This window comes from Agrobacterium sp. GW821-FHT02D03 (assembly GCF_059421725.1).
Map to the genome: position 1 here is coordinate 133900 of NZ_JBWKVN010000001.1, position 25715 is coordinate 159614.

The window sequence follows — 25715 nt, forward strand, 5'->3', positions numbered from 1 at the left end:
ACAGCACATTAATTTCTGATTAACCCAAAACAATCACTTCTTATTAACCATAATTACACGAATGGCAGGCCATCTTCTGGGCAGAGATTCTACTCCAAAGGCCCAGCATGAAGTCCTCACGTGTCGTTATCCTCTCCGTTGCCGTTGTGGCTGCTGGTCTTGCTGGCCTGCTGGCCATGCAGATTTCTGCGCCGCAAGCGGTGGTGGAAAAGGCAGAAGCCATTATCCAGAAAGAGCCGACCGTCAGGGTTCTGGTCTCGGCCGTTAATTTGCCCGTGGGTAGCAGACTCGACGCAAGTTCCGTGCGCTGGGCGCGATGGCCGCAAGGCAGCATCAACGACAGTTATGTCACCGAGGAAAAACGACCTGATGCGATCGCCGAACTGACGGGCGCGATTGTTCGCCTCCCGCTTTTCGAAGGAGAGCCCCTTCGCTCCGAAAAGGTCGTCGATTCCAGTACGCGCATCATGTCGTCGCTTCTGCCCGCCGGAAAGCGGGCTGTTTCCACCGAAATATCGGTTGCCACCGGTGCCGGCGGCTTCGTTCTTCCCAATGACCGCGTCGATGTCATCATGGTGCGCAAAAATGAGGGCGGCGGCTTCTTGACCGAAAACGTCCTCAACAATGTCCGCGTTCTGGCGATCGACCAGCAGATCAAGGAAGGGCCTGACGGTACGCCGTCCGTCATTGGCGCAACCGCGACACTGGAACTGACGCCCGAGCAGGCCAAGATTATTACCGTCGCGCACCAGATGGCGGACCGTCTGACCTTGTCGCTCCGCTCCGTTGCGGATGTGCAGGATAGCGATACGGCATCTGCAGATTATCTACTCAGCGGCGAATCCGGCAGACCGGCGATCCAGATCATCAAGTCTGGCTCGATCGTGCGAGAAAATGAGGGAGCCGCACAATGAGCAAGACGAACTCGATCCGACATAGCCTGAAGGCGACGCTCATTGGAGGCATCGCCTTCAGCATTGGCTTTGCAGGCGTTCCCGGTGCATCCCACTTTGGGATCGGCACCATTGATGCGCTGGCCCAAAGTGCCAGCATTCTTCGGATTTCTGAAAGTGGCACGGGCGTGCGCAAGCGCGTGAAGCTTGGTCTGAACAAGGCCCTCGTTGTGGATCTTCCGCAGGATGCCCACGATATTCTCGTTGCCGATCCGAGCATGGCAGATGCGGTGACACGCACGTCGCGCCGTATCTATCTCTTCGGCAAGTCGGTCGGGCAGACCAACATCTTCATCTTCGGCGCCCGTGGCGAAGAGATCGTCAGCCTTGATCTTGAGGTCGAGCGCGATATCACCGGTCTTGAGGCCAATCTACGCCGCTTCATCCCGGATTCGGATATTCGGGTCGAGATCGTATCGGACAACATTGTTCTCTCGGGCAGTGTCCGTACCCCTCAGGATTCCGCACGTGCAGTGCAACTTGCCACAGCCTTCCTTCAGGGCGGTGAAGCCACAACCCGCAACATCACGGCGACCAGCGAAAGCAACGGCGATGGTGCCGTGGCGATCTTTGCGGAAAACCGCCAGAAGTCGTCTATCGTCAATATGCTGACGATCGAAGGCGAAGATCAGGTGACCTTGAAGGTGACGGTCGCCGAAGTCAGTCGCCAGGTTCTCAAGCAGCTCGGCTTCAACGGTTCCATAAGCGGCTCGGGCTCGGACTTCGGTGGAGCGGTCTCGTTCTCCAATCCCGCCAACCTGGGTAACGCGCTGGCGATTGGAGGCTCTGGCAATATCGGAGGCGCCATCGGCAAGGTCGCTCTGTCCAGCTATTTTAACGCCATGGAACAGGCAGGCGTCATGCGCACGCTCGCTGAACCGAGCCTGACTGCGATTTCCGGCGAGCAGGCAAAGTTCTATGTCGGCGGCGACTTCCGCCTTGCCGGCGTTCAGAACGTCACTTTCGACGACAATAATGTGCCGACGGTAACGCGCCAGACCGATACGGTTGAATATGGCATCGAGTTGAATTTCCGGCCGGTCGTGCTGTCTCCCGGCCGCATCAGCCTGAAAATCGAGACCAACGTGTCCGAGCCGACCTATGAAGGCAACGTCGTCTCAGGCAACGGCAACACGAGCCGCGTTCCTGGCAGCACCTATCTGTCGATCCGCAAACGCGAAGCATCAACAAGTGTTGAGTTGCCCTCGGGTGGCTCGATCGTGATTGCCGGTCTGGTGCAGGACAATGTCCGCCAGGCTATGTCAGGCCTCCCAGGTGCGTCCAAGGTCCCAATTCTCGGCACGCTGTTCCGCAGCAAGGATTTCATTCGCAACGAGACCGAACTCGTCATCATCGCCACGCCCTATCTCGTTCGGCCCGTGGCACGTAATCAGATCGCACGACCGGATGACAACTTCAGCCCGGAAAACGACTCAGCGACGTTTTTCATGAACCGGGTGAACAAGGTCTACGGCAACAACAGGCAGCAGGTTCAGGCACAGCCATATCAGGGCTCGGTAGGATTTATCTACAAATGACGAAAACGCACCCTATAACGAATTCTGTTTCTTATCTGCGCCTCTCTAACCTCGTCTGCGTGCTCGCTGCGGTCGCTGCCCTGCAGGGATGTGCCCGCGACCCACAGACGACGGGCGCCATTCCAGACGACTATCGCACGCGCCACCCGATCACCCTGTCCGAAGCGCAGCACTCTCTGGATATTCCAGTCTCTCCGGCAGACAACAGGCTGCCCGGGGCTATGGCCGAAAATGTGAAGGGCTTCGTCCAGAACTATGTGGCGAGCTCCACGAGCATCGTTCAAATGCAGGTGCCCACGGGCTCGGCCAATGCAGCGTCCGCGTCCATCATCAAGCGTCAAATCCGATCGATCCTGACCTCTTCCGGCATTCCAGCAGGCAAGATCGCCGAGGTTCCTTATGGTGCTTCGCCCTACGGCGATGCGGCACCCATACGGCTTTCCTATGTCGCCGTCACCGCCATGACGGGTCAGTGCGGCCAGTGGCCCGAAGACTTGAACAGCAACACCTCGTCCAACAAGAATTGGTACAATTTCGGCTGCGCTTCCCAGAACAATCTGGCGGCACAGATCGCCAACCCCATGGATCTCGTCGGCCCCCGCGGCATGAGCCCGATCGACGCTGAACGGCGATCGGTCGTACTCGGCAAGTATCGCGCCGGTAAGAACACAGCCACCACGAACGACTAAGACGCGCCTCCCAGCTTGAGCGACAGGATCTGATATGAACCCGGTGAACTACGATATTCGGCACAATAACGCAGATGTGCCAGTCGCCGAAGAGACGCTCCGCCCGGGCGAGCTGGAGAGTGTGCGTCCTTTGCCACGCATCTCGATCCACGCCTTCTGTGAAAGCGAGGCTATGCAGCGGACGATGGAGCGGCTGGCAGCCGACCGGCGGATGAACAAGGTCAGCATGCGAGTGACCAATGGCGAGATCGAAGCGGCTGCGAGAACGTTTTCGTCCACGGCTACACCCAATCTCGTCATCCTCGAAACCCATCGCGATCCATCGACGCTACTGAGCGATCTCGCACCTCTGGCAGAGGTGTGCGATCCATCGACGCGCGTCATCATCATCGGGCGTCACAACGATATCGCGCTCTACCGCGACCTGATGCGCAATGGTATTTCCGAGTACCTCGTTTCACCGATCAAAGCGTCGGACCTGATGGCGTCGATCTCCGCGATCTTCGTCGATCCGGAGGCTGAGCCGCTTGGGCGGAGCATTGCCTTCATCGGCGCCAAGGGCGGCGTCGGTTCTTCCACCATCGCGCATAATTGTGCCTTCGGAATATCGAGCCTGTTTTCCACAGAGACGATTCTTGCAGACCTGGATCTGCCCTTCGGGACGGTCAATATCGACTTCGATCAGGATCCTGCACAGGGAATTGCCGAGGCAGTCTTCGCGCCGGATCGGCTCGACGAGGTTTTTCTTGATCGGCTGCTGACCAAATGTTCCGAAAACCTGTCCATTCTGGCCGCGCCTTCGCTTCTCGACCGTGCATATGATTTCGATAGAGCGGCCTTCCAGCCACTTTTGGAGCTCCTGCAACGCAGCGCACCGGTTGCGGTGCTGGACGTACCACATGTCTGGTCGGACTGGACGCAGGCCGTTCTGGCAGAGGTCGATGAGGTGGTCATCACCGCAGTTCCGGACCTGGCAAATCTAAGAAACACCAAGAACCTTCTCGATGCATTGAAGAAGCTGCGACCGAACGACAAGGCGCCGCATTTGGTTCTGAACCAGGTGGGTATGGCGAAGCGTCCTGAGATCGATCCTACCGACTTCTTCGAGCCGCTGGAAATAGAGCCGCTTGCCATCATCCCCTTCGATGTTCAGCTCTTCGGTGCTGCCTCTAACAGCGGGCGCATGATCAGTGAGATAGACGCCAAATCGCCGGTTGCGGAAACCTTCTCCCAGCTTTCGCACGTGCTTACGGGCCGATCGTCGGCCCGCAAAGCGAAACGACCGGGGCTCGGCAAGTTCATGGAAATCCTGAAACGCAAATAAAACGTGGATTGGTCCACGAGACGACAGACCGGAAGACAAGAGATGTTTGGAAAACGTGGCGGCGAAGGCTTCGGACGAAGCGCAAACAGTGGACGGCCTGCTTTGCCGGCTGCCCATCCGGCTGTCATGACTGCGCCGCCTGTGATGGACGAACCCCGTCCATCACAGGCTATCGTGATGCAGCCACCGGCGCCTAAGCCTTCTGCGGTTCAAAAGGACACAGGCAGCCAGGCCCGCAAGCGTGTGCGCACCGAGGACTATTACCAGACGAAGGCTCAGGTCTTCTCCGCCTTGATCGACACCATCGATCTGTCCCAGCTTTCAAAGCTCGACGGGGAGAGCGCGCGCGAAGAAATCCGCGATATCGTCAACGATATCATCACCATCAAAAACTTCGCGATGTCCATCTCCGAGCAGGAAGAACTGCTGGAAGATATCTGCAACGACGTCCTGGGTTATGGTCCGCTGGAGCCGCTTCTGGCGCGTGACGACATTGCCGATATCATGGTCAATGGTGCCGGGCAGACCTTCATCGAAGTCAACGGCAAGACGATCGAATCCGATATCCGCTTCCGCGACAATGCCCAGCTGCTTTCGATCTGCCAACGCATCGTCAGTCAGGTTGGCCGCCGCGTCGATGAATCAAGCCCGATCTGCGATGCGCGCCTCCCGGATGGCTCGCGCGTCAACGTGATCGCGCCGCCACTCTCTATCGATGGGCCAGCGCTGACGATCCGTAAGTTCAAGAAGGACAAGCTGACGCTTGACCAGTTGGTGCGTTTCGGCGCGATCACGCCGGAGGGCGCTGTCCTTCTGCAGATCATCGGCCGCGTCCGCTGCAATGTCGTCATCTCCGGCGGTACCGGCTCAGGTAAGACGACCCTTCTCAACTGCCTGACGAGCTATATCGACCGCGATGAACGCGTGATCACCTGCGAGGACACCGCCGAGCTTCAGCTTCAGCAGCCGCACGTTGTGCGCCTTGAAACCCGCCCGCCGAATATCGAAGGCGAAGGCGAGATCACCATGCGTGACCTGATCAAGAACTGCCTGCGTATGCGGCCGGAACGTATCATCGTCGGCGAAGTCCGTGGACCGGAGGTCTTCGACCTTCTGCAGGCCATGAATACCGGTCACGACGGCTCGATGGGTACCATCCATGCCAATACGCCCCGCGAGTGCCTGAGCCGTATGGAATCGATGATTGCCATGGGCGGCTATACGCTACCGGCAAAAACCGTGCGTGAAATCATCGCGTCATCCGTCGACGTCATCATCCAGGCCGCGCGTCTTCGCGACGGCTCCAGACGCATTACCCAGGTGACGGAAGTCGTCGGCATGGAAGGTGATGTGATCATCACGCAGGACCTCTTCAAATATGAGATCGAGGGGGAGGACTCCAACGGACGCTTGATCGGTCGCCATGTTTCGAGCGGCATCACCAAGCCGCACTTCCACGATCGGGTTCGATATTACAACGAGGAACAGCGCCTTGCTGCGGCCTTGGAGGCGATGGAGCGCAACAGCCAATGACCATGACAATGCTGCTTCTCATCGTTCTCGTCGCCATTTCGGCTGGCTCGCTCGCCTATGTTTTCCTTTTTCCGCAAATCGAGACGGAGAAAAAAACTGCGACCCGCGTCAACCGTGTGAAGGCGGCTGAAACAGACCGCATCAACATGAAAGCCGCGCGTGATCGCCTTCAGGAAACCACCAAGCGTCGCAAGTCGACTCAGGACATGCTGAAGGAGCTGGAAAAAAAACAGAGCGAGAAGGCCAAAAAGCGCAACAATGCAAGCGTGAAGAGCCTCATTCTTCAGGCCAATCTATCGATCTCACCCTCCAGACTCTATCTCATCAGCGCCGGTCTTTCTGTGTTCGCGGCACTGGTTGCTCTTCTTTACGACATGCCGCTTCTCGTGGCGCTCGGCATCGGCTTTATTGGCATCCTCGGTGCCCCGCGTTGGGTTTTACGGTTTCTTGTGAAACGTCGTCAGACCAAGTTTCTCGAGGAGTTTCCGAATGCGCTCGACGTGATGTGCCGCTCGATCCGATCCGGCCTTCCACTCAACGAAGCGGTACGGCTCATCGCCTCCGACGGTCAGGAGCCTGTGAAGACGGAGTTCCGACGCGTCGTCGATTCCCAGCAGGTCGGCATGTCGCTACCTGAAGCCATCGAGCGCATGACGCTGACAATGCCTCTGCCGGAGGTGAGTTTCTTCGGAATCGTCATTGCAATGCAGGCACAGGCCGGCGGCAATCTGTCCGAAACGCTCGGCAACCTTTCAAAGGTGCTGCGCGATCGGCGCAAGATGAAGGCCAAGGTCAGCGCGTTGTCAATGGAGGCGAAGGCCTCTGCCGTGATCATCGGAGCCCTGCCCTTCATCGTAGCGTTCCTGGTCTATCTTACTTCCCCAGACTATCTGATGGTGCTGTTCACCGACCAGCGAGGGCACCTCATTCTTGGCTGCTCTGCGGTGTGGATGTCGATCGGCATCATCATCATGCGCAACATGATCAACTTCGAGATTTGAGGCCGTTCCATGTTTGATCATATCATGTCCAGCCTTCTCAACCTGCATTTGATCATCGGTGCTCTTGTTGCCTTTGCAGCTTTCTCCACCGTCTATACATTGGCTATGCCCTATCTGAACCGCGCGGACCTCAACCGACGGACGAAAGCGGTATCGACGGAACGCGAGCGCATTCGCGTGCGCGAACGTGAGCGGACGGATGGTGGGAACAAGGCCGGCAAAGCAAGCCTTCGAGCCACGCAGAGTAAATCCGCCACGAAGATCGTGGAGCGCTTCAACCTGCGTGAGGCGCTGGTGGATGCCAATACGATGAACAAGCTGAAGGCAGCAGGTTTTCGCTCTCAGAACGCGCTGAATACGTTTCTGGCGGCACGTTTCATTCTGCCCTTCATCTTTCTGATCCTCGCAGCGTTCTGGGTCTACGGCCTGAACAACCTTGCCAATTACAGCTTTTTTGTCCGTCTCATGGCTGTCCTGTTGTTCGGCTATCTCGGATTTTACGCGCCGAATATCTATATCTCGAACCGCATCACCAAGCGCCAAAAATCGATCAAGCGGAGCTGGCCGGATGCGCTGGACCTGATGCTCATCTGCGTCGAATCCGGGACCACCATGGAAATCGCCATGCGCCGCGTGGCAGATGAAATGACGGAGCAGTCTCCAGAGCTTGCGGAAGAAATGGTGCTGACGGTGGCAGAGCTGTCCTTTCTACAGGATCGCCGCGTCGCGCTGGAGAATCTTGGATTGCGCACCCAGTTGGACGGCGTGAAGAACGTCGTTCAGGCGCTCATCCAGGCGGAACGCTACGGTACGCCGCTCTCCCAGGCTTTGCGTGTTCTGGCGCAAGAGGGTCGTGACGAGCGCATGAACGAGGCCGAGAAGAAGGCAGCAGCCTTGCCGCCCAAGCTCACCGTGCCGATGATCCTGTTTTTCCTGCCGGTGCTGGTTGCAGTGATTCTCGGCCCCGCCGGTATTCGCGTTGCCGACTCGTTCTGATGACGTTGCCGGCAGCGCCAGCCGTGCCGTTCCAGACCGATGATGATGGGTCGCGATGCTGAGGAATACAGCGCCGCCATTGCTGAAGGGATCTATAAGGGTGGGCGCTTAACGGACTTCCGTCTTCTTGTTCTTGTCGGCCAGCTGCGACCAGGCATTTTGCTGAGACAGCATGCCGCGCAGATAGGTGAGGTTGGCCTGCGCCTGCTGAGGAGAGAGTTCCTGCGTGGCGATCTTCTGCGCTTCCTCAAAACGTCCCTGAAGGCCTACGACCAACGCCAGGTTTTGGCGAATACGGCTATCGGCACCGGGCTGCCCGGCGGCACTGCGCAGATAGGTCTCTGCGGTGCGCGGATCGTTTTGCAGAACGTAGGACATTCCAAGATTTGAGAGGATGCTCGGGTCGTTGGGTTTCAAGTCAAGCGCCTGACGATACTTCGTCCGGGCTTCATTCGAACGGCCCAACTGATCCAGAACCGCACCTTCCGCGGAATAAAGGCGCCAATCCGGTCTATCGGGGGTTTGCGCGCGCTGGATGGTGTTGAGCGCCTGTTCCAGCTGGCCAGCGGCAGCCTGGGACTTGCCGTAGGCCGCCAGAACCTCACGGTCTGCTGGATAGGCGATCGCCACTTGCTGCATGACGGCAAGCGCCTGTGCGTTCTTGCCCGTCATCATCAAGATGTTGGCGTAGTTGAGCCCGGTGTTGCGATCCTTGGGATTGCGGGCATAGGATGCACCAACCGAGGCTTCCGCCTGACGCAACTGATCCATGTTCATCTGATCATAGGAATGCGAGACGGCAGGAGAAATCGATCCCGTCGACATGCGGTCCGGACGGTTCGTGGAGCAGGCCGCAAGGCCAAGCGCCAGAACAGCGGCACAGGCACCCCGAAGGAGGATGCGCTTGTTGGCATGATGTGAGGAAATCGCAATCATGATATCGCCCCGGCCCTGTGATCGGATATTTCATCGAAGCAGCGTGCACCACGCAACTTTCGCTCCAGCAATAATCTGTTAACCCTAACAGAGTGTTAATTTGCCCGCCTCAGCCGTTTACGAAAGCAGACAATGGTCCCTTATCAATTCATCGAGCGCGCCACTCCCTTCAGTTCGAAACCTGGGGAAACACTTCCCGTTTTTGCGGTTACGCCCGCCCATATCGACCAGGGTGCCATCGATCCCATCGCTCTCGACTGGGCGAAGAAGGCAGGCTTTAAAGCAGAAGCGGGAGCCATCCTGTTGATTCCTTCTGCGGAAGGCGCTCTGGGCGGCGCGTTGCTTGGGCTCGGGACCAACCCTTCGGAGCTTCCTTTCATCGCCGGAAAACTGGCGCGCGAGCTTCCCGAAGGCGACTGGCATATCGAGACGGCACCGCTCACCGTCAATCGGCTGGCACTTGGCTTCGGTCTCGGCGCCTATCGCTTCGACAAGTATCGTGCCGCCAAAAGCACAGGCCCGAAACTTCTCATCCCCCGCGATGCCGAAGATGCGGAGATCAAGCGCGTGCTGGCCGGTGTCTTCCTGGCGCGCGATCTGATCAACGTTCCTACCAACGACATGGGGCCGGACGAACTCGAGATCGCTTTTCGCAGTCTGGCCGCCCACTACAAGGCGCAGGTTTCCGTCATCACCGGCGACGATCTCTTGAAGGAGAACTTTCCGCTTGTGCATGCGGTTGGCCGAGCCAGTGCCAGCGCGCCGCGTCTGCTGGAAATGTCATGGGGCAAGAAAGGTCACCCGCGCCTGACGCTCGTCGGCAAGGGTGTTTGCTTCGACACAGGTGGGCTCGATATCAAACCCTCCTCCTCCATGGCGCTGATGAAGAAGGATATGGGCGGTGCGGCTAACGTGCTTGGTCTCGCGCTAATGATCATGGATGCCCGGCTGCCCATCGATCTGCGCGTCCTCGTTCCGGCGGTTGAAAACTCCATCTCCGCCAATGCCTTCCGCCCTGGCGACATTTACAAGAGCCGCAAGGGTCTGACCGTCCAGATCGACAATACCGATGCCGAGGGTCGACTGATTCTCGCCGATGCGCTGGCCTATGCCGACGAAGACGCGCCCGACCTGATGATCGATATGGCGACACTGACGGGGGCTGCGCGCGTCGCCCTCGGACCTGACGTCCCGCCCTTCTACACGGATGATGAAGACCTAGCGCACAGCATCGCAGAGGCCAGCATCGATACGGACGATCCGCTGTGGCGGCTACCGCTTCATATGGGGTACGATAAGGACATTCGCTCCCGCGCCGCCGACCTTACAAATGCGCCGTCCGGCGGCATGGCCGGATCGATCACCGCAGCGCTCTTCCTCAGGCGCTTCGTCACGGCCACGAAGAAGTGGGTGCATTTCGATATTTACGGATGGTCGCTGAGCGAGCGTCCGCACACCTCGGTGGGTGGCGAGGCACAGGCGATCCGCGCTCTGTTCCACTACATCTCCCGCAGCTTTGCGAAGAAATAAGCGGACGCATTTTCATCCTCGCCGCTCAAGGCGAGGATGACCGGGCCGTGTGAATTTGCGGTTCTTGAAGACGCTTACACCAGGACCTTCTGGTCCTTACGGTCTTCCTGGCCGAAGAACTTCAGATAGCGTTGCACCTCGTCTGCCTCGCCGGTCGCCTTTTGCGGATTGTCGGAAAGCTTGACCGCGGGGCGGCCATTGGCGTCGCTGACCTTGCAGACGACCGAGATCGGCTTCAAGCCTTCGATGGTTTTCGGCGCGCAGCCGGCAAAATCATTGGTGAGGTTGGTGCCCCAGCCGAAGCTCATGCGCGCACGGCCTTCGAAATGCTTATAGGTGTCGATAATGGCATCGACATCCAGCCCGTCGGAGAAGATGAGAAGCTTCTTCTTCGGGTCGCGGCCCATCTTCTTCCACCACTCGATGATCTTTTCACCGCCTTCGATCGGCGGCGCGCTATCCGGTCTGAAGCCTGTCCAATCCGCCACCCATTCCGGTGCATTGCGCAGGAAGGCCGCCGTGCCGAAGGCATCTGGCAGGACGATCAAAAGATTGCCGCCATAGAGCCGATTCCAGTCCTTCATCACCTGATAGGGTGCTGCGGCCAGGTCCTCGTCGTTCTGTGCCAGAGCGGCGACGACCATCGGCAGCTCGTGCGCATTGGTGCCGACGGCTTCGAGATCGGAATCCATCGCCAGCAATACATTGCTCGTTCCGGTAAAGGCCGGGCCGATGCCTTCCTTCAGCGCTTCGACGCACCAGCGCTGCCACAGGAAGCTGTGGCGGCGGCGCGTGCCGAAATCTGAGATACGCAGACCAGGAAGTTCGCGCAATCGCTCCACCTTTGCCCACATCTTGGCCTTTGCACGTGCATAAAGCACGTCCAGGGTGAAATAGCCGAGCGAACGCATGGCGCTTCTCGAACGCAATTCATTGACGATGGCGAGCGCCGGGATTTCCCATAGCGTGGTATCCATCCAGCGGCCATGGAAATTCAGCTCGTATTGGCCGTCGCGCTTGAAGAGCTCATATTCGGGCAATTGATAGCTGGAGAGCCAGGAAAGAAACTCGGGCTCGAAAATCTGCGAGCGCCCGTAGAAGGTGTTACCGGCAAGCCAGATACTTTCCTTCTTCGTCAGTCGAAGACTGCGCGCATGATCGAGCTGCTCACGCAGTTCGACCTCGTCGATTTCCTCTGCGAGCCGAACAGTCTTCGTCCGGTTGATCAGGGAGAAAGTCGCGTTGACGTCCGGATAGAGCTTCCAGATCATCTGCAACATCAACAGCTTGTAGAAATCCGTGTCGATCAGGCTACGGATGATGGGATCAAGCTTCCAGGTGTGGTTGTGAACACGGGTCGCTATGTCTGTCTTCGTCATTGCTGCTGCTATCCCCCGCGCCAGACCCTTGCATGAGGCAGGTCCGGCATCGCCGCGCATTTCTAAAGGTCATGGACCTTGTGGGTCAAAGACTTATCTGAAAAGCGCATGGCAAGTCCAGACCGGTTGATGCAGGTACGGTACGCGCGAAAGCCGAAGCAATTTAGAAGTCGGTGGCAGGTGGATTGATGCCCGGATACCAGTCCTTCGATGTCGGCACTCTTGTGCCAAAGAAAGACGTGCCTGACGAGCCGGAACAGCGATAGCCTTGAACAGGCAGGCCATCGCTGCCGAAAAGATCGCGATACGGGCCGTTCGGGTTGCTGGATTCAACAACAGTCGAATGGCAGCGATAGCGCTCCTGCGGCTGCAGCGTCTTCGGGTCCTTCACGCCAGGCAGATTGGCATAGGCGTCGGGGGCGGGCAGATAACCGTCCTTATAGACGATCTGGGCCATGCCTGCCTGGGGCACTGCAAAGGCGACAAGGCACACAGTCAGACCGGCAAGAGCACGTTTCAGGCTTCTCATCATATCGCATCCCAAAGCAAGATGACGTTCATATAAGCAGAGCCAACGTGATCCGCAGGATGCCTTTCAAAACGTTTTCGTGAGCAATCACGGACGGCGATAGGCTGTCGGCCTATCATAGAGCCAGCCAATCCGCTCAATGGCCTCGTCCAGATTTTCGCGTGCGACATTCATCGTATGGCCGTTGGCGTGCAGCAGCGTTTTCTCGTCCTCCATGATGCCCACATGGCCTTTCCAGAAGACAAGGTCGCCGCGGCGCAAGGCGTCGCGCTCGATTTCGGTTCCGAGAGACTTCACCTGCATATCCGTATCGCGCAGCGCAAATTTGCCGGTCATGGCCATCGACAACTGAACGAGGCCGGAGCAATCGATGCCGAAGCCGGAGCGGCCGCCCCAGAGATAGGGTGTTTCCAGAAAGCGCAGCGCGACCGCGACGTAGTCGCTCGAAATCTGCTGGTCGACGGGCAGACAATGGGAGGCAATCACCCCCTCGCCTTTTGCCGTCATCAGGTATCGCGTTCCGCGCGTCTCCTCCTCGCCGACGAATGTCAGGCGGCTGCCCATGGAAAGGGCTGCAACCGGTGGCTTTCTAAGTTCAGCAGCAGGATAGAGAAAGGTGCGGGGAGCGATGACGATATGGGTTGTCGCCTCCACAGCGCCCACCGCAGCATCTGGAACGTAACCGACATAACCATCAACCTCAGCCTGCACAAAGGCCCAACCGTCGGCACTATCGAAGACGCGGATCGGCTCGCCGAGCAGCAGTTCGGTATCGATGCCAGAGGCAATGTCCGGCTTCGGGCGAAGTCCGATAACGGGAAGGGCGACCTGGGCGGGTTCGCCAGTGATGAAACGCTGTGCCTCGACCCTGCCTTTAAGTTTCGCATCTGCGATATCGGCGCGGAAGACGTTCAGTCGGCGGTCAAGCGTTTCGGCAGATGTCATGGTCGTTCGGTCCTGGTTTTCGAAAGGTTTATCTGACGTTCATCGAACGGCAATGCGGCAACTTTCGAGCATTAAGCTTTTCGTGCTCCATCAATAATCAGATCGCCGAATTTTTCCAGATAAAGCGCGCCGGCGACCGTGCGTTTGATCACCACATTGCGGCGGTCCTTCGCATCGCGCTCACGATCGACAAGACCCATCGCGCCCATGCTGTCGAGTGCCCGCGTGATCACAGGCTTGGTGACGCCAAGTATACTCGCCAAGCCGCGCACGGTGTGCGGCGGTGGCACCAGATAGATCTGGAGAAGAATCGCCGTCTGTCTCAGTGTCAGATCAGGCGCATTGTCTTCCACCTGCGCCAACGCAACGCGGTGCCACAAGCCGAGCGCCTGGCTTGGCGACAATTCCACTGGCACGTTCGATCTCTCCGTCCTTTGAACAATCGCGCACATCATCGCGCCAAGCGGTGAATAAAAACAAAACCGCCGCCATCGAAGTTTTCTCTTCGAAATGGCGGCGGTCTGTCTCTGCTCTTTTTGAGCTTCCGTGTCCCCTCTGGACTTGGGAACTTAAGATGCAGGAAGCGTGCCAACCTGCCATTTCGACAGTTTGGCTTCTCCGCACCCTCGATTCGCATCGATTGCGAGGGGTCACGGGCGATTTTTTAAGCGCCGCGCAAAATTAAGGTGCAGCGACCCTCTGCCCTTGGAGTCAGAGGGTCTTGCGCTCGTCAGACTTTGGCACCATGCGCGGCACCAGCTTCGCGGGCTTTTTCCTGCCTGTTGTAGCGGATCGAAGACCAGAGCGCGATGCCGATGAGGGTCGCGCCGCCAAGACCGGTGATGACTTCCGGAATGTGGACGAGGCTCTGAGTGTACATGATCACCGAGAGGATCAGGATCGCGTAGAACGCGCCGTGCTCAAGGTAGCGATATTCCGCGAGCGTTCCCTTTTCCACCAGCATGATGGTCATGGAGCGCACATACATGGCGCCGATGCCGAGGCCGATGGCGATGATGAAAAGGTTCGACGTCAGAGCGAAAGCGCCGATGACACCATCGAAAGAGAAGCTGGCATCCAGAACTTCGAGGTACAGGAATGCGCCGAAGCCACCCTTCGCCGCGCCTTCCAGCATCTGCTGGCTGCGATCGAGAATGCCGCCAAGCACTTCCACCAGAAGGAAGGTCAAGAGGCCCCAGATCGCGGAGGTGAAGAAGACATTGGCTGCTTCCGGTCCGAGATCAGGGTTGGTGCTGTTGCTGATGATGCGCGTGAAGATCAGCATGATGATCAGGACGAAGGCGATCTCGATGCCCTTGATCGAGGAATAGGTCGCAATCTTTTCCTCGAACCAGCGGACCCAGTGAACGTCCTTCTCGTGATCGAAGAAGAAGCTGAGGCCCACCATCATCAGGAAGGTGCCGCCAAAAGCCGCGATCGGCAGATGCGCGTCATGCATGATCTGGGCGTAACGATCCGGCTCGGTCGCGGCCATCACCATGGCCGTCCACGGGCCGACATTGGCGGCAATGACGACGATCAGAAGCGGGAAGACGATACGCATGCCGAAGACGGCGATCAGAATGCCCCAGGTGAGGAAGCGATGCTGCCATTCCGGCGTCATGTCTTTCAGCTTGTTGGCATTGACGATAGCGTTGTCGAAGGAGAGCGAGATTTCCAGCACGGCCAGCACCGCGCAGATGAAGAAGATCGTGGCTGTGCCACTCACGGTGCCGGTCATTTCCCAGCCGAGATAGCCGCCGAGAAGCAGGCCGACGACCGTAACGATAAAGGCCCATTTGAAATAGGAGAGCGTGGATTGCGTGGTGGGGGTCATGACAAAGCTCCCGCAAAATTTGGAGAGCGGGAGATGTGCATGGCGTCGCGCGCCAGCACCGAATGCATGGTTGAGTTGTTCATGGGTGTTCATCCGCCGGCGTCATAAGCAGGCGGTACCGACATCGCGAGAGCGCCGTAAAACTCTCGCCAGAGGGGCCCGGCACCAAGGTTTCATCCTGCCCGATGTCAGGGGCAGCATGTCACTCTAGTCTCTCAACTTCGTGATTTCGTCAAGGTCAAAGTTGTTTTTTGGCTGCACGTCGGCCTCTCCGCGGCTCGATGACCCCTACTTTACATCTTTCAGGTTGTATCAGGGCGCCAGGCCATCGTTACGGTGCGATTAAGGATCAGACCAGATCTTCGATAGGCTGCACAGCCGTCTTTGCCTGTTTGCGCTTCACGGCATTCTCGCGGAAGAAGATGTAAAGCCCCGAGAGAACGATCAATCCGGCGCCAATGACTATGCTGAGCTGCGGCACATCGCCGAAGATCAGCCAGCCGAAGATGACGGCCCAGAGCAGCAAGGTGTATTGCAAAGGTGCGACTGTCGCCGCGTCGGCAAGTTTGAGAGCGCGATTGACCAGCACATGTGCGGTCATCGCGACGATTCCGAGAAGGGCAAGCAGCGACAGATCGAAGCCCGATTGTATCGGAATCCATCCGGACGGCGTGACGAGAATGGCAACAACACCCGCAAGCCCTGCCCCGATGATCTGCCAGAAGGCCAGCACGGTATCGGGCGTGTTGCGCAGCTGCCGGCCGGACAGCATCATGAAGGCGAATGCAGCGCTGCCAAGGATGGAAAAGAAGGCGGCGCTGGTCAAAGAGGCCGAGCTTGGTTTCAACGCGATCAGGACACCGACAAACCCGATGCCAATCGCTGTCCACCGTCTCCAGCCGACTTTCTCACCCAGAAGGAAGGGTGACAATGCGGCCACATAGATAGGTGCAGCCAGCCAATAGGTCATGACGTCAGCCAGCGGAAGCGCTGCTACGGCGAAGTAAAAGCAGAAGAGTTCCGCGGTGGAAAAAAAGACACGCGCGACCTGCAGACCGGGGCGCTCGACATTCACCAGTTTCGGCAGTCCTGCCTTCCAGACGATCGGCAACAGGATAATGACGGCCGCGATGCTACGCACGGCGATGACCTGACCGAGGCTGTAGGTGGAGACGAGGAACTTGCCCATCGCATCGTTGAGCGCGAAGAGCAGCATGCCGAAAAGCATGACCGCGACGCCGAGACCCGTCGGCGAAAGCTGGCGAAGAAAATGTGGCATGTGTCTGAACTCCCTGACCGCAATGACTCGGCGAGCTTGTTCTCCGAGTCAAGGTCGTCCGGCGCCTATATTAGCTTCATCTATTCGCGTCAGACGGACAAAAGTTGCCGCATCGTGTGCTGGAAGCGACCTGCAATTTCATCGCGTCGGATATGCGCGCCGTCGCGCACCACAGGCTTGCCGCCGATCCACACGTCACGCGGCTTGACGAGACTCCCAAAAATCCAGCCATCGAGAATATCGTCGCCTTGCAGATAGGGAGCCGCGTCCACGTTCAAGGATGAGAAATCCGCGGGATTGCCTGCGGCGATCCCGGCCTTGACACCCAAAGCCTTCGCGCCGCCCGTCGAAGCGCCATCGAACAGGGTGCGGCCAGTCGAGCCATTGGCCGGGGCGATAACGTTGCGCGCGCGGTGCGAAAGGCGTTGAGAATATTCGAGTTGACGCAGCTCTTCACCGACACCGATCAGCACATTGCTGTCCGAGCCGATGCCGAAGGTGCCGCCATGTTTAAGGAATTCAACGGCGGAAAAGGTGCCATCCCCGAGATTGGCTTCCGTGATCGGGCACAGACCGGCAATTGCACCCTTTTTGGCCACGCCCTTCGTTTCGGCGTCCGTCATATGCGTTGCGTGGATGAGGCACCAGCGATCCGTAACCTCCGCATTCTCCAGCAGCCATTCCACCGGACGCCTGCCGGACCAGGCGATGCAGTCTTCGACCTCTTTCACCTGCTCGGCAATGTGAATGTGAAGCGGCCCATCGGGCGCCAGTTGCGCGGCAAAGCTCAGCTCTTCCGGCGTTACAGCGCGCAGGCTATGGGGAGCAACGCCGACGACGCTTGCGGGCAAAGCTGAAACCGCCTTGCGGCAACCCTCCAGCAGGAGGGCGAAACTGTCGGTCGAGTTAATAAAGCGGCGCTGGCCATCCACAGGCTGTTGCCCGCCAAAACCGGAATGGGCGTAGAGGACTGGCAGCAATGTCAGAGAAATGCCGGTTTGCGAGGCTGCGGCAGCGATGCGTTCGGCCAGCTCCGCAATGTTGGCATAATGAGCGCCATCCTTGTCGTGATGGAGATAATGAAACTCACCCACACGACCAAAACCGGCCTCCAGCATTTCCATGTAAAGCTGGGCTGCCACCGCCTCCACCTGCTCCGGCGTCATCGACAGGGCGAAGCGGTACATCAGCGTGCGCCAGCTCCAGAAACTGTCTTCAGTCGCACCGCGCCGTTCCACCATCCCAGCCATGGCGCGTTGAAAGGCGTGGCTGTGAAGGTTCGGCATGGCAGGCACGAGCACCGCGTGACGCTCGTCACCGGCGCCCGCTTCCACGCCCTGCGTGACCGACAAGATCTTACCATCTGCGATCTCGAGGCGAACATTGGTCGCCCAACCTGTCGGCAACAAAGCGGTTTCAGCATGGATGAACATGTCGGCTCCTCAATTTCCTCGAACAGGCTCTTGCCTCTACCTCCATTATGTATATACATATTGATCAGAAGGGAAGGAAAAACTGATGACAAACCGGAATTCCACCTCAGCCGACAACGGCATTTCGCTCTGGCGAAACGCCCGCCTTGCGACGCTCGATCCTTCCCGTGACGGGCTTGGCATTATCGAGGGCGGTGCCATTGCCGTCAAAGACGGACGGATCGTGTTTGTCGGTCCAGAGTCCAAGCTCCCTGCAAACTTGATCGCCGAGGCAGAGACCATCGATTGCGAAGGCCGCTGGATCACGCCCGGAATGATCGATTGCCATACACATCTGGTCTTTGGCGGCAACCGCGCCATGGAATTCGAGATGCGTCTGAATGGCGCAAGCTATGAAGAGATCGCCAAGGCTGGTGGCGGCATCGTCTCTTCCGTGCGCGATACCCGCACGAGGAGCGAAGACGAACTGGTTGCGGAAGCCCTTCCACGCCTCGACACGCTGCTTGCCGAAGGTGTTTCCACCATCGAGATCAAATCTGGCTACGGGCTGGATATCGACACCGAATTGAAGATGCTGCGCGTTGCGCGCAGGCTCGAAACTTTGCGTCCGGTTCGTGTGCTGACCAGCTACCTCGCCGCCCATGCGACGCCCGCCGAATATAAAGGGCGGAATGCGGATTACATAGCCGACGTTGTATTGCCTGGTATGGAACGTGCTCATCACGAAGAGCTGGTTGATGCGGTCGATGGGTTTTGCGAAGGCATCGCTTTTTCTGTCGATGAGATGCGCACCGTTTTCGACAAGGCCAAAGCGCTCGGCCTGCCAATCAAGCTTCACGCAGAACAGCTATCCAATCTTCACGGCGCAGAGCTGGCCGCCTCTTATGGCGCACTTTCCGCCGACCATCTGGAATATCTGGATGAGGCTGGTGCAAAGGCCCTCGCCACATCCGGCACGGTTGCCGTTCTTCTGCCCGGCGCTTTCTATGCGCTGCGCGAAACAAAGCTTCCGCCGATGCAGGCTCTGCGCGATGCGGGCGCGGACATCGCGCTTGCGACAGATTGCAATCCCGGCACCTCGCCGCTGACATCTCTGTTGCTCACCATGAATATGGGAGCGACACTCTTTCGCATGACGGTGGATGAGTGCCTGACTGCCACGACCCGCAACGCTGCCAAGGCTCTCGGTATTCTCGCCGAGACCGGCACGCTGGAAGTTGGCAAATCTGCCGATCTCGCCATCTGGAATATCGAGCGTCCGGCGGAGCTCGTCTATCGCATCGGCTTCAATCCGCTTCACGCACGCATCTTCAAGGGACGGACGATCTGAACCATGACCATCACTCTTCATCCGGGCGCAGTGCCACTTGCCGATCTCGCGACAATCTATTGGGAGAATGGCGCTGCCAAGCTCCATCCCTCCTTCAATACCGGTATCGAGAAGGCTGCGAAGCGGATCGCTGATATCGCCGCTGGCAACGCGCCGGTCTATGGCATCAATACCGGCTTCGGCAAACTGGCCTCGATCAAGATCGATGCCGCCGATGTCGCGACCCTTCAGCGCAACCTAATCCTTTCCCATTGCTGCGGTGTCGGCGCGCCCCTGCCGGAAAATGTCGTGCGGCTGATCATGGCGCTGAAGCTGATTTCGCTTGGGCGCGGTGCGTCCGGCGTGCGGCTGGAGCTGGTGCGGCTGATCGAGGCGATGCTGGACAAGGGCGTCATCCCGCTGATCCCGGAGAAGGGCTCGGTCGGCGCATCGGGCGATCTCGCGCCGCTTGCGCATATGGCCGCAGTGATGATGGGCGAAGGCGAAGCCTTCTTTGGCGGCGAGCAGATGGCTGCCCGCGACGCGCTGGCAAAGGCCGGGCTGATGCCCGTGGTTCTAGCGGCCAAGGAAGGTCTGGCGCTGATCAACGGCACGCAGACATCGACCGCTCTGGCGCTCGCCGGCCTCTTCCGCGCCCATCGCGCGGCACAGGCAGCTCTCATCACCGGCGCGCTTTCCACCGATGCGGCGATGGGATCTTCGGCACCTTTCCATCCGGATATCCATACGCTTCGCGGCCACAAGGGCCAGATCGACGCCGGTGCGGCCCTTCGGCAGTTGCTGGAAGGATCGGAAATCCGCGTCAGCCATATTGAAGGCGACGAGCGGGTTCAGGACCCCTATTGCATCCGCTGCCAGCCGCAGGTGGACGGCGCATGCCTCGATCTTCTGCGACAGGTCGCGAAGACGCTGGAAATCGAGGCAAATGCGGTGACGGACAATCCGCTGGTTCTTTCCGATAACTCGGTTGTCTCCGGTGGCAATTTCCACGCAGAGCCCGTGGCCTTTGCCGCGGACCAGACCGCCCTTGCGATCTGCGAAATCGGTGCGATTGCCCAGCGTCGCATCGCGCTTCTGGTCGATCCGGCCCTCTCCTATGGCCTGCCGGCTTTCCTCTCCAAGAAGCCCGGCCTGAACTCCGGCCTGATGATCGCCGAAGTGACGTCGGCTGCGCTGATGAGCGAGAACAAGCAGATGTCGCACCCGGCATCCGTCGATTCCACGCCGACTTCCGCCAACCAGGAAGACCATGTGTCCATGGCCTGCAACGGCGCGCGTCGCCTGCTGCCCATGACGGAAAACCTCTTCGCCATCCTTGGCATCGAGGCGCTGTCTGCCGTGCAGGGCGTCGAGCTTCGCGGTCCATTGAAGACGAGTCCTGAGCTGCAGAAGGCCATGTCTGTTCTGCGCGCAGAAATTCCCTCGCTTGAAGAGGACCGCTACATGGCGCCCGATCTCAAGGCTGCATCCGACCTGATTGCAACAGGCGCCTTGGTCGATGCGATTTCAGATGGCATTCTGCCGAAGCTGGAGGCCTAAGATGTCAGTCGTCGATATCCGCCAGGGTCGATCGCCCATCATTCTCGGCCTGCCACACACCGGCACGGACGTTCCACCAGATATTTGGGAGCGGCTGAACGACAATGGCCAGTTGCTGGCAGACACGGACTGGCACATTCAAGAGCTTTATGCCGGTCTGCTCTCCGACGCGACGACGGTGCGCGCCACCTTCCATCGCTACGTGATCGACGCCAATCGCGATCCTTCCGGCACCAGCCTTTATCCAGGCCAGAACACGACTGGCCTGGTGCCCGAAACGGATTTCGATGGCGAGGCGATCTGGAAAGAGGGTGAGGCGCCGACGGAAGAGGATATCGCTTACCGGCTGCAGCATTTCCATGCGCCTTATCATGCAGCGCTTGCAGCCGAGATCGACCGTGTGAAGGCGATCCATGGCGTGGCGATCCTCTATGATTGCCACTCCATCCGCTCGCATATTCCCTTCCTCTTCGAAGGAAAGCTGCCGGATTTCAACATCGGCACGGATATGGGCAAGACTTGCGACCCGGCGGTGGAGGCCATTGCCGTCGATGTGACCTCTACGGCTGAAGGCTATACGTCCATTCTCAATGGCCGCTTCAAGGGCGGCTGGACGACGCGCCACTACGGCCAGCCGAACAAGGGCGTACATGCGATCCAGATGGAACTTGCACAATGCACGCATCTCAAAACCGAGACGCCGCCCTTTGCCTATGATGACGACAAGGCCGCGAAACTCCGCACCCATCTCAAAACCATTCTGACGCGCATGGAAGATTTTGCGCTCGCTCTCAGACCATAAAGGGGAAAGATCATGACAAACCCGCGTCATAACGAACGAGAAGTCCGCGCACCGCAGGGTCCAGAACTCAACGCCAAGAGCTGGATGACCGAAGCGCCGCTGCGCATGCTGATGAACAACCTGGACCCGGATGTCGCGGAGCGCCCGCATGAACTGGTGGTCTATGGCGGTATCGGCCGCGCCGCGCGCACCTGGGAGGATTTCGACCGGATCGTCGCCACGCTGAAGGACCTCAACGAAGATGAGACGCTGCTGGTACAATCCGGCAAGCCCGTCGGCGTGTTTCGCACCCACAAGGACGCGCCGCGCGTGCTGATCGCGAACTCCAACCTCGTTCCGCATTGGGCGACGTGGGAGCATTTCAACGAACTGGACCGCAAGGGCCTTGCCATGTACGGCCAGATGACCGCAGGGTCGTGGATTTATATCGGCACGCAGGGTATCGTTCAGGGCACCTACGAAACCTTCGTGGAAGCTGGGCGCCAGCATTTCGGCGGCAACCTCACAGGCAAGTGGATCCTGACCGGTGGCCTCGGTGGCATGGGTGGCGCACAGCCGCTCGCAGCCGTGATGGCTGGCGCCTGCTGCCTGGCTGTCGAATGCGACGAGACCCGCGTCGATTTCCGCCTGCGCACCCGCTACCTCGATGCCAAGGCGCACACGCTGGATGAGGCGCTTGCGCTGATCGACCAGTGGACCAAGGCGGGCGAAGCGAAGTCCGTTGGCCTGATCGGCAACGCCGCCGATATCTTCCCGGAACTCGTCAAGCGGATGAAGGCGGGTGGTGCACGCCCTGATATCGTCACCGACCAGACGTCCGCGCATGATCCGATCCATGGCTATCTGCCTTCCGGCTGGAGCGTCGCCGAATGGCGCGCCAAGCAGGAGAGCGACCCGAAGGCGGTGGAGGCTGCTGCCCGCGCCTCGATGAAGACGCAGGTTCAGGCCATGGTGGATTTCTGGAACGCCGGTGTTCCAACGCTCGACTACGGCAACAATATCCGCCAGGTCGCCAAGGAAGAAGGTTTCGAAAACGCCTTCGCCTTCCCCGGCTTCGTGCCTGCCTATATCCGCCCGCTCTTTTGCCGCGGCATCGGGCCGTTCCGTTGGGCTGCCCTTTCGGGTGATCCGGAAGACATCTACAAGACCGACGCCAAGGTGAAGGAACTGCTGCCGGACAACAAGCATCTGCACAACTGGCTGGACATGGCGCGTGAGCGCATTGCCTTCCAGGGTCTGCCGGCGCGTATCTGCTGGGTTGGCCTCGGCGATCGTCATCGCCTGGCGCTTGCCTTCAACGACATGGTCAAGAGCGGCGAGTTGAAGGCCCCTGTCGTGATCGGCCGCGATCACCTCGATTCCGGCTCGGTCGCCTCACCCAACCGCGAAACCGAAGCGATGAAGGACGGCTCGGACGCTGTTTCCGACTGGCCGCTGTTGAACGCGCTGCTCAACACCGCATCGGGCGCCACCTGGGTGTCGCTGCACCATGGCGGCGGCGTCGGCATGGGCTTTTCCCAGCATTCGGGTGTCGTCATCTGCGCCGACGGCACGGATGATGCCGCGCGCCGTCTGGAGCGCGTGCTGTGGAACGACCCGGCGACGGGCGTGATGCGCCATGCGGATGCCGGTTACGACATCGCGCTCGATTGCGCCAAGGAGAAGGGCCTTCGCCTGCCCGGCATTCTGGGTAACTGAGCGATGAGGCGGCTCAGCGCCTGCGACTACAAGCGCATGCCGTGGAAGAACGGAAAGGGAGAGACGGTGGAAATCGCCGTCTTTCCTCCCGGCGCATCCATGGATGCGTTCGAGTGGCGGATCAGCATGGCGAGTGTGGCCAATGACGGCGCTTTCTCGCTCTTTCCGGAGATCGATCGAACGCTATCGATTCTGTCGGGACACGGCATGTCGCTCACCATCGATGCTGCGGCACCGGTTCTTTTGGCGATGGGAAGCGATCCGCTTCGTTTTGCCGCCGATGTCCCTGTCGACGCAACGCTTGTGGATGGTGCGATCACCGATCTCAACGTCATGACTCGTCGCGGGCGGTTTGCACATAGCGTTGAGCGGAAGACTGGCCCGTTCTCGATCAGTGGCTGCGAGAGCGGAGAGACAGTTTATCTTCTGGCGACGGGTCCGGTGACGCTGACCAGTGCATGCGAGACGGCGGAACTTGAGGCGTTGGATTGCGTCCTTGTTGACGCGAATGTCAGTGTTACGGCTGAGAATATCGTCTGCTATGAAATACGACTTCAAGGGGCTGCTTAGCGCTCGACTAAGAGATGAACTCAAGCGACGCTCTGCTTGAAGATGACGGCCAACTTCCCTCTTAGCCGTCATCCTCGGTCTTGAGCCTAAGGATCTATAAGCCATTAACGCCGTTGGGAAAAATGGATACTCGGGTCAAGCCCGAGGATGACCCGAGGGAGAGTTTGGGGCCACCAAAAGAAAGGCCCCGCGCAAACGGGGCCTCCATCTTTCAAACTTTAATCCGTATCACTTCATCGTCGGCATAACGAATTCAGCACCCGACTTGATGCCGGACGGCCAGCGGGCGGTGATCGTCTTGGTCTTGGTCCAGAACTTGATCGAATCCGTGCCGTGCTGGTTGAGGTCGCCAAAGCTCGAGGCCTTCCAGCCGCCGAAGGAGTGATAGGCGAGCGGAACCGGGATCGGAACGTTGACGCCGATCATGCCGATATTGATGCGGGAAGCAAAGTCGCGAGCGGCATCGCCGTCGCGGGTGAAGATGGCGACACCGTTGCCATATTCATGCTTCATCGGCAGGTCGAGCGCTTCTTCATAGTTCTGGGCGCGGACGACGGAGAGAACCGGTCCGAAGATTTCCTGCTTGTAGATATCCATGTCAGGCGTGACGTGGTCGAACAGGCAGCCGCCGACGAAGTAACCGTCCTCATAGCCCTGCAGCTTGAAATCGCGACCATCGACCAGAAGCTTGGCGCCCTGCTCGACACCGCTGTCGATCAGACCCTTGACGCGCGCCTGGGCTTCCTTGGTGATGAGCGGACCCATGTCGGCCTTGTCGTCGGTGTAGGGACCGATTTTCAGAGCTTCAATTTGCGGAATGAGCTTTTCGACGAGACGATTGGCGGTCTCTTCACCGACCGGCACGGCAACCGAGACGGCCATGCAGCGTTCGCCAGCCGAACCGTAACCGGCACCCATCAGCGCGTTGACGGCCTGATCGAGATCGGCATCCGGCATGATGATCATGTGGTTCTTCGCGCCGCCGAAGCACTGGGCGCGCTTGCCGTTCATGGCAGCGGTTCCATAGACATAACGGGCAATCGGCGTGGAGCCGACGAAGGAGACAGCGCCGACATCCGGGTTGGTCAAAAGACCATCAACCGCGCTTTTGTCACCATTGATGACGTTGAGAATGCCGGAGGGCAGACCTGCTTCGATCATCAATTCTGCGAGACGGATCGGCAAGGAAGGATCACGCTCGGATGGCTTGAGGATGAAGGCGTTGCCGCAGGCAATTGCCGGGGCGAACATCCACATGGGGATCATGGCAGGGAAGTTAAACGGCGTGATGCCCGCACCAATGCCGACCGGCTGGCGGATGGAATACATGTCGATCGCCGGGCCTGCACCTTCGGTGAACTCGCCCTTGGCGAGATGCGGAATGCCGCAGACGAACTCGCAGACTTCAAGGCCGCGAATGATATCGCCCTTGGAATCTTCGACCGTCTTGCCGTGCTCGCTGGAGAGCAACACCGCCAGCTCATCCATGTTCTTGTTGAGGAGTTCGACGAATTTGAAGAAGACGCGGGCGCGACGCTGCGGGTTGGTCGCTGCCCATTTCGGCTGCGCGGCCTTGGCGCTCTGCACCGCGGCGAGGATTTCCGCATCGCTTGCCAGCGCCACGGTCGCCTGCACTTCGCCGGTTGCCGGGTTGAAGACGTTCGACGTGCGGCCGCTCGTGCCCGCCACGCGCTTGCCGTCAATGAAATGGCCGATCTCGTTCATGGTGTCCTCCTGGGATTTTCGTTGCCGCACCTTCGCGCTTTAATTTGCACAAATCAATGACCGGGAGTAATCATCCGTTGTGCGTAGATTAAAGTCCTAACCCATGATGGGCGATCGATGTCCGGGGTTTTTTGCAAAGCGGAGGCGAA

General features: G+C 58.9%; 22 protein-coding genes. 13 read left to right on the forward strand and 9 right to left on the reverse strand.

What is annotated here, in order from left to right:
• Nucleotides 1-107 precede the first annotated feature (107 nt).
• Genes cpaB through AC07U5_RS00685 form a run of 7 tightly spaced genes read left to right on the forward strand, consistent with a single transcriptional unit; the run spans nucleotide 108 to nucleotide 8034 of the window.
• On the forward strand, nucleotides 108-914 hold the full coding sequence (cpaB, locus tag AC07U5_RS00655; RefSeq protein ID WP_494722028.1) for a Flp pilus assembly protein CpaB: 807 nt from the start codon (nucleotides 108-110) through the stop codon (nucleotides 912-914).
• The gene (locus tag AC07U5_RS00660) at nucleotides 911-2491 is read left to right on the forward strand and encodes a type II and III secretion system protein family protein (RefSeq protein WP_494722029.1); all 1581 of its coding nucleotides are present in this window, start codon (nucleotides 911-913) and stop codon (nucleotides 2489-2491) included. The genes cpaB and AC07U5_RS00660 overlap by 4 nt, the downstream gene beginning before the upstream one ends.
• Nucleotides 2488-3180: a CpaD family pilus assembly protein gene (locus AC07U5_RS00665; RefSeq protein WP_112358212.1), complete on the forward strand. Its 693-nt coding sequence runs from the start codon at nucleotides 2488-2490 to the stop codon at nucleotides 3178-3180. The genes AC07U5_RS00660 and AC07U5_RS00665 overlap by 4 nt, the downstream gene beginning before the upstream one ends.
• A 34-nt stretch (nucleotides 3181-3214) precedes the next feature.
• A complete protein-coding gene (locus tag AC07U5_RS00670) occupies nucleotides 3215-4504 on the forward strand; it encodes a CpaE/TadZ family protein (RefSeq protein WP_162692999.1) in 1290 nt (429 codons plus the stop codon).
• Between the two features lie 42 nt (nucleotides 4505-4546).
• Nucleotides 4547-6037: a TadA family conjugal transfer-associated ATPase gene (locus AC07U5_RS00675; protein ID WP_112955365.1), complete on the forward strand. Its 1491-nt coding sequence runs from the start codon at nucleotides 4547-4549 to the stop codon at nucleotides 6035-6037.
• On the forward strand, nucleotides 6034-7038 hold the full coding sequence (locus AC07U5_RS00680) for a type II secretion system F family protein (RefSeq protein ID WP_312806734.1): 1005 nt from the start codon (nucleotides 6034-6036) through the stop codon (nucleotides 7036-7038). The genes AC07U5_RS00675 and AC07U5_RS00680 overlap by 4 nt, the downstream gene beginning before the upstream one ends.
• A gap of 9 nt (nucleotides 7039-7047) precedes the next feature.
• The gene (locus AC07U5_RS00685; protein WP_494722030.1) at nucleotides 7048-8034 is read left to right on the forward strand and encodes a type II secretion system F family protein; all 987 of its coding nucleotides are present in this window, start codon (nucleotides 7048-7050) and stop codon (nucleotides 8032-8034) included.
• Nucleotides 8035-8142: 108 nt separating this feature from the next.
• Here AC07U5_RS00685 and AC07U5_RS00690 read toward each other — a convergent pair whose 3' ends face one another.
• Nucleotides 8143-8859 carry a tetratricopeptide repeat protein gene (locus AC07U5_RS00690; RefSeq protein ID WP_162693003.1) on the reverse strand — a complete coding sequence of 239 codons (717 nt, stop codon included), beginning with the start codon at nucleotides 8857-8859 and terminating at the stop codon, nucleotides 8143-8145.
• A gap of 243 nt (nucleotides 8860-9102) precedes the next feature.
• Here AC07U5_RS00690 and AC07U5_RS00695 point away from each other — a divergent pair, with 243 nt between their 5' ends.
• Complete coding sequence (locus AC07U5_RS00695) at nucleotides 9103-10500, forward strand: leucyl aminopeptidase family protein (protein ID WP_494722031.1); 1398 nt, start codon at nucleotides 9103-9105, stop codon at nucleotides 10498-10500.
• Nucleotides 10501-10574: 74 nt separating this feature from the next.
• Here the strand turns inward: AC07U5_RS00695 and pncB are convergent, their stop codons facing one another.
• The 7 genes from pncB to AC07U5_RS00730 form a co-directional block, all read right to left on the reverse strand.
• On the reverse strand, nucleotides 10575-11879 hold the full coding sequence (pncB, locus tag AC07U5_RS00700; RefSeq protein ID WP_062443305.1) for a nicotinate phosphoribosyltransferase: 1305 nt from the start codon (nucleotides 11877-11879) through the stop codon (nucleotides 10575-10577).
• Nucleotides 11880-12042: 163 nt separating this feature from the next.
• A complete protein-coding gene (locus AC07U5_RS00705; protein ID WP_494722032.1) occupies nucleotides 12043-12408 on the reverse strand; it encodes a hypothetical protein in 366 nt (121 codons plus the stop codon).
• Between the two features lie 87 nt (nucleotides 12409-12495).
• Nucleotides 12496-13353 carry a C40 family peptidase gene (locus AC07U5_RS00710; protein WP_494722033.1) on the reverse strand — a complete coding sequence of 286 codons (858 nt, stop codon included), beginning with the start codon at nucleotides 13351-13353 and terminating at the stop codon, nucleotides 12496-12498.
• A 71-nt stretch (nucleotides 13354-13424) separates the two neighbouring features.
• On the reverse strand, nucleotides 13425-13769 hold the full coding sequence (locus AC07U5_RS00715; RefSeq protein ID WP_112955357.1) for a MarR family winged helix-turn-helix transcriptional regulator: 345 nt from the start codon (nucleotides 13767-13769) through the stop codon (nucleotides 13425-13427).
• A 314-nt stretch (nucleotides 13770-14083) separates the two neighbouring features.
• Nucleotides 14084-15190, reverse strand: a complete 1107-nt coding sequence (locus tag AC07U5_RS00720) for a DUF475 domain-containing protein (RefSeq protein WP_062427252.1) — start codon at nucleotides 15188-15190, stop codon at nucleotides 14084-14086.
• A 349-nt stretch (nucleotides 15191-15539) separates the two neighbouring features.
• Nucleotides 15540-16469: a DMT family transporter gene (locus AC07U5_RS00725; RefSeq protein ID WP_112520101.1), complete on the reverse strand. Its 930-nt coding sequence runs from the start codon at nucleotides 16467-16469 to the stop codon at nucleotides 15540-15542.
• Nucleotides 16470-16558: 89 nt separating this feature from the next.
• Nucleotides 16559-17902: a formimidoylglutamate deiminase gene (locus tag AC07U5_RS00730; RefSeq protein WP_494722034.1), complete on the reverse strand. Its 1344-nt coding sequence runs from the start codon at nucleotides 17900-17902 to the stop codon at nucleotides 16559-16561.
• An 85-nt stretch (nucleotides 17903-17987) separates the two neighbouring features.
• On the opposite strand from AC07U5_RS00730, the gene hutI reads away from it, so the two are divergent.
• The 5 genes from hutI to AC07U5_RS00755 are packed head-to-tail and all read left to right on the forward strand — an operon-like array spanning nucleotide 17988 to nucleotide 23841.
• Nucleotides 17988-19232: an imidazolonepropionase gene (gene hutI / locus AC07U5_RS00735; RefSeq protein ID WP_494722035.1), complete on the forward strand. Its 1245-nt coding sequence runs from the start codon at nucleotides 17988-17990 to the stop codon at nucleotides 19230-19232.
• Nucleotides 19233-19235: 3 nt separating this feature from the next.
• Nucleotides 19236-20771: a histidine ammonia-lyase gene (hutH, locus tag AC07U5_RS00740; RefSeq protein WP_494722036.1), complete on the forward strand. Its 1536-nt coding sequence runs from the start codon at nucleotides 19236-19238 to the stop codon at nucleotides 20769-20771.
• Between the two features lies 1 nt (nucleotide 20772).
• The gene (gene hutG / locus AC07U5_RS00745; RefSeq protein WP_494722037.1) at nucleotides 20773-21573 is read left to right on the forward strand and encodes an N-formylglutamate deformylase; all 801 of its coding nucleotides are present in this window, start codon (nucleotides 20773-20775) and stop codon (nucleotides 21571-21573) included.
• A 12-nt stretch (nucleotides 21574-21585) separates the two neighbouring features.
• Complete coding sequence (gene hutU / locus AC07U5_RS00750) at nucleotides 21586-23271, forward strand: urocanate hydratase (RefSeq protein ID WP_062427258.1); 1686 nt, start codon at nucleotides 21586-21588, stop codon at nucleotides 23269-23271.
• Between the two features lie 3 nt (nucleotides 23272-23274).
• Nucleotides 23275-23841: a HutD/Ves family protein gene (locus tag AC07U5_RS00755; RefSeq protein WP_494722038.1), complete on the forward strand. Its 567-nt coding sequence runs from the start codon at nucleotides 23275-23277 to the stop codon at nucleotides 23839-23841.
• Between the two features lie 228 nt (nucleotides 23842-24069).
• Here AC07U5_RS00755 and AC07U5_RS00760 read toward each other — a convergent pair whose 3' ends face one another.
• Entirely contained in the window at nucleotides 24070-25566 is a 1497-nt protein-coding gene (locus tag AC07U5_RS00760) for a CoA-acylating methylmalonate-semialdehyde dehydrogenase (RefSeq protein ID WP_313556811.1), read from the reverse strand.
• Between the last annotated feature and the right edge of the window lie 149 nt (nucleotides 25567-25715).

Coding starts and splice junctions, on each gene's coding strand:
- cpaB (WP_494722028.1), top strand. CDS start 108: ATGAAGTCCTCACGTGTCGTTATCCTCTCCGTTGCCGTTGTGGCTGCT.
- AC07U5_RS00660 (WP_494722029.1), top strand. CDS start 911: ATGAGCAAGACGAACTCGATCCGACATAGCCTGAAGGCGACGCTCATT.
- AC07U5_RS00665 (WP_112358212.1), top strand. CDS start 2,488: ATGACGAAAACGCACCCTATAACGAATTCTGTTTCTTATCTGCGCCTC.
- AC07U5_RS00670 (WP_162692999.1), top strand. CDS start 3,215: ATGAACCCGGTGAACTACGATATTCGGCACAATAACGCAGATGTGCCA.
- AC07U5_RS00675 (WP_112955365.1), top strand. CDS start 4,547: ATGTTTGGAAAACGTGGCGGCGAAGGCTTCGGACGAAGCGCAAACAGT.
- AC07U5_RS00680 (WP_312806734.1), top strand. CDS start 6,034: ATGACCATGACAATGCTGCTTCTCATCGTTCTCGTCGCCATTTCGGCT.
- AC07U5_RS00685 (WP_494722030.1), top strand. CDS start 7,048: ATGTTTGATCATATCATGTCCAGCCTTCTCAACCTGCATTTGATCATC.
- AC07U5_RS00690 (WP_162693003.1), bottom strand. CDS start 8,859: ATGTCGACGGGATCGATTTCTCCTGCCGTCTCGCATTCCTATGATCAG.
- AC07U5_RS00695 (WP_494722031.1), top strand. CDS start 9,103: ATGGTCCCTTATCAATTCATCGAGCGCGCCACTCCCTTCAGTTCGAAA.
- pncB (WP_062443305.1), bottom strand. CDS start 11,879: ATGACGAAGACAGACATAGCGACCCGTGTTCACAACCACACCTGGAAG.
- AC07U5_RS00705 (WP_494722032.1), bottom strand. CDS start 12,408: ATGAGAAGCCTGAAACGTGCTCTTGCCGGTCTGACTGTGTGCCTTGTC.
- AC07U5_RS00710 (WP_494722033.1), bottom strand. CDS start 13,353: ATGACATCTGCCGAAACGCTTGACCGCCGACTGAACGTCTTCCGCGCC.
- AC07U5_RS00720 (WP_062427252.1), bottom strand. CDS start 15,190: ATGACCCCCACCACGCAATCCACGCTCTCCTATTTCAAATGGGCCTTT.
- AC07U5_RS00725 (WP_112520101.1), bottom strand. CDS start 16,469: ATGCCACATTTTCTTCGCCAGCTTTCGCCGACGGGTCTCGGCGTCGCG.
- AC07U5_RS00730 (WP_494722034.1), bottom strand. CDS start 17,902: ATGTTCATCCATGCTGAAACCGCTTTGTTGCCGACAGGTTGGGCGACC.
- hutI (WP_494722035.1), top strand. CDS start 17,988: ATGACAAACCGGAATTCCACCTCAGCCGACAACGGCATTTCGCTCTGG.
- hutH (WP_494722036.1), top strand. CDS start 19,236: ATGACCATCACTCTTCATCCGGGCGCAGTGCCACTTGCCGATCTCGCG.
- hutG (WP_494722037.1), top strand. CDS start 20,773: ATGTCAGTCGTCGATATCCGCCAGGGTCGATCGCCCATCATTCTCGGC.
- hutU (WP_062427258.1), top strand. CDS start 21,586: ATGACAAACCCGCGTCATAACGAACGAGAAGTCCGCGCACCGCAGGGT.
- AC07U5_RS00755 (WP_494722038.1), top strand. CDS start 23,275: ATGAGGCGGCTCAGCGCCTGCGACTACAAGCGCATGCCGTGGAAGAAC.
- AC07U5_RS00760 (WP_313556811.1), bottom strand. CDS start 25,566: ATGAACGAGATCGGCCATTTCATTGACGGCAAGCGCGTGGCGGGCACG.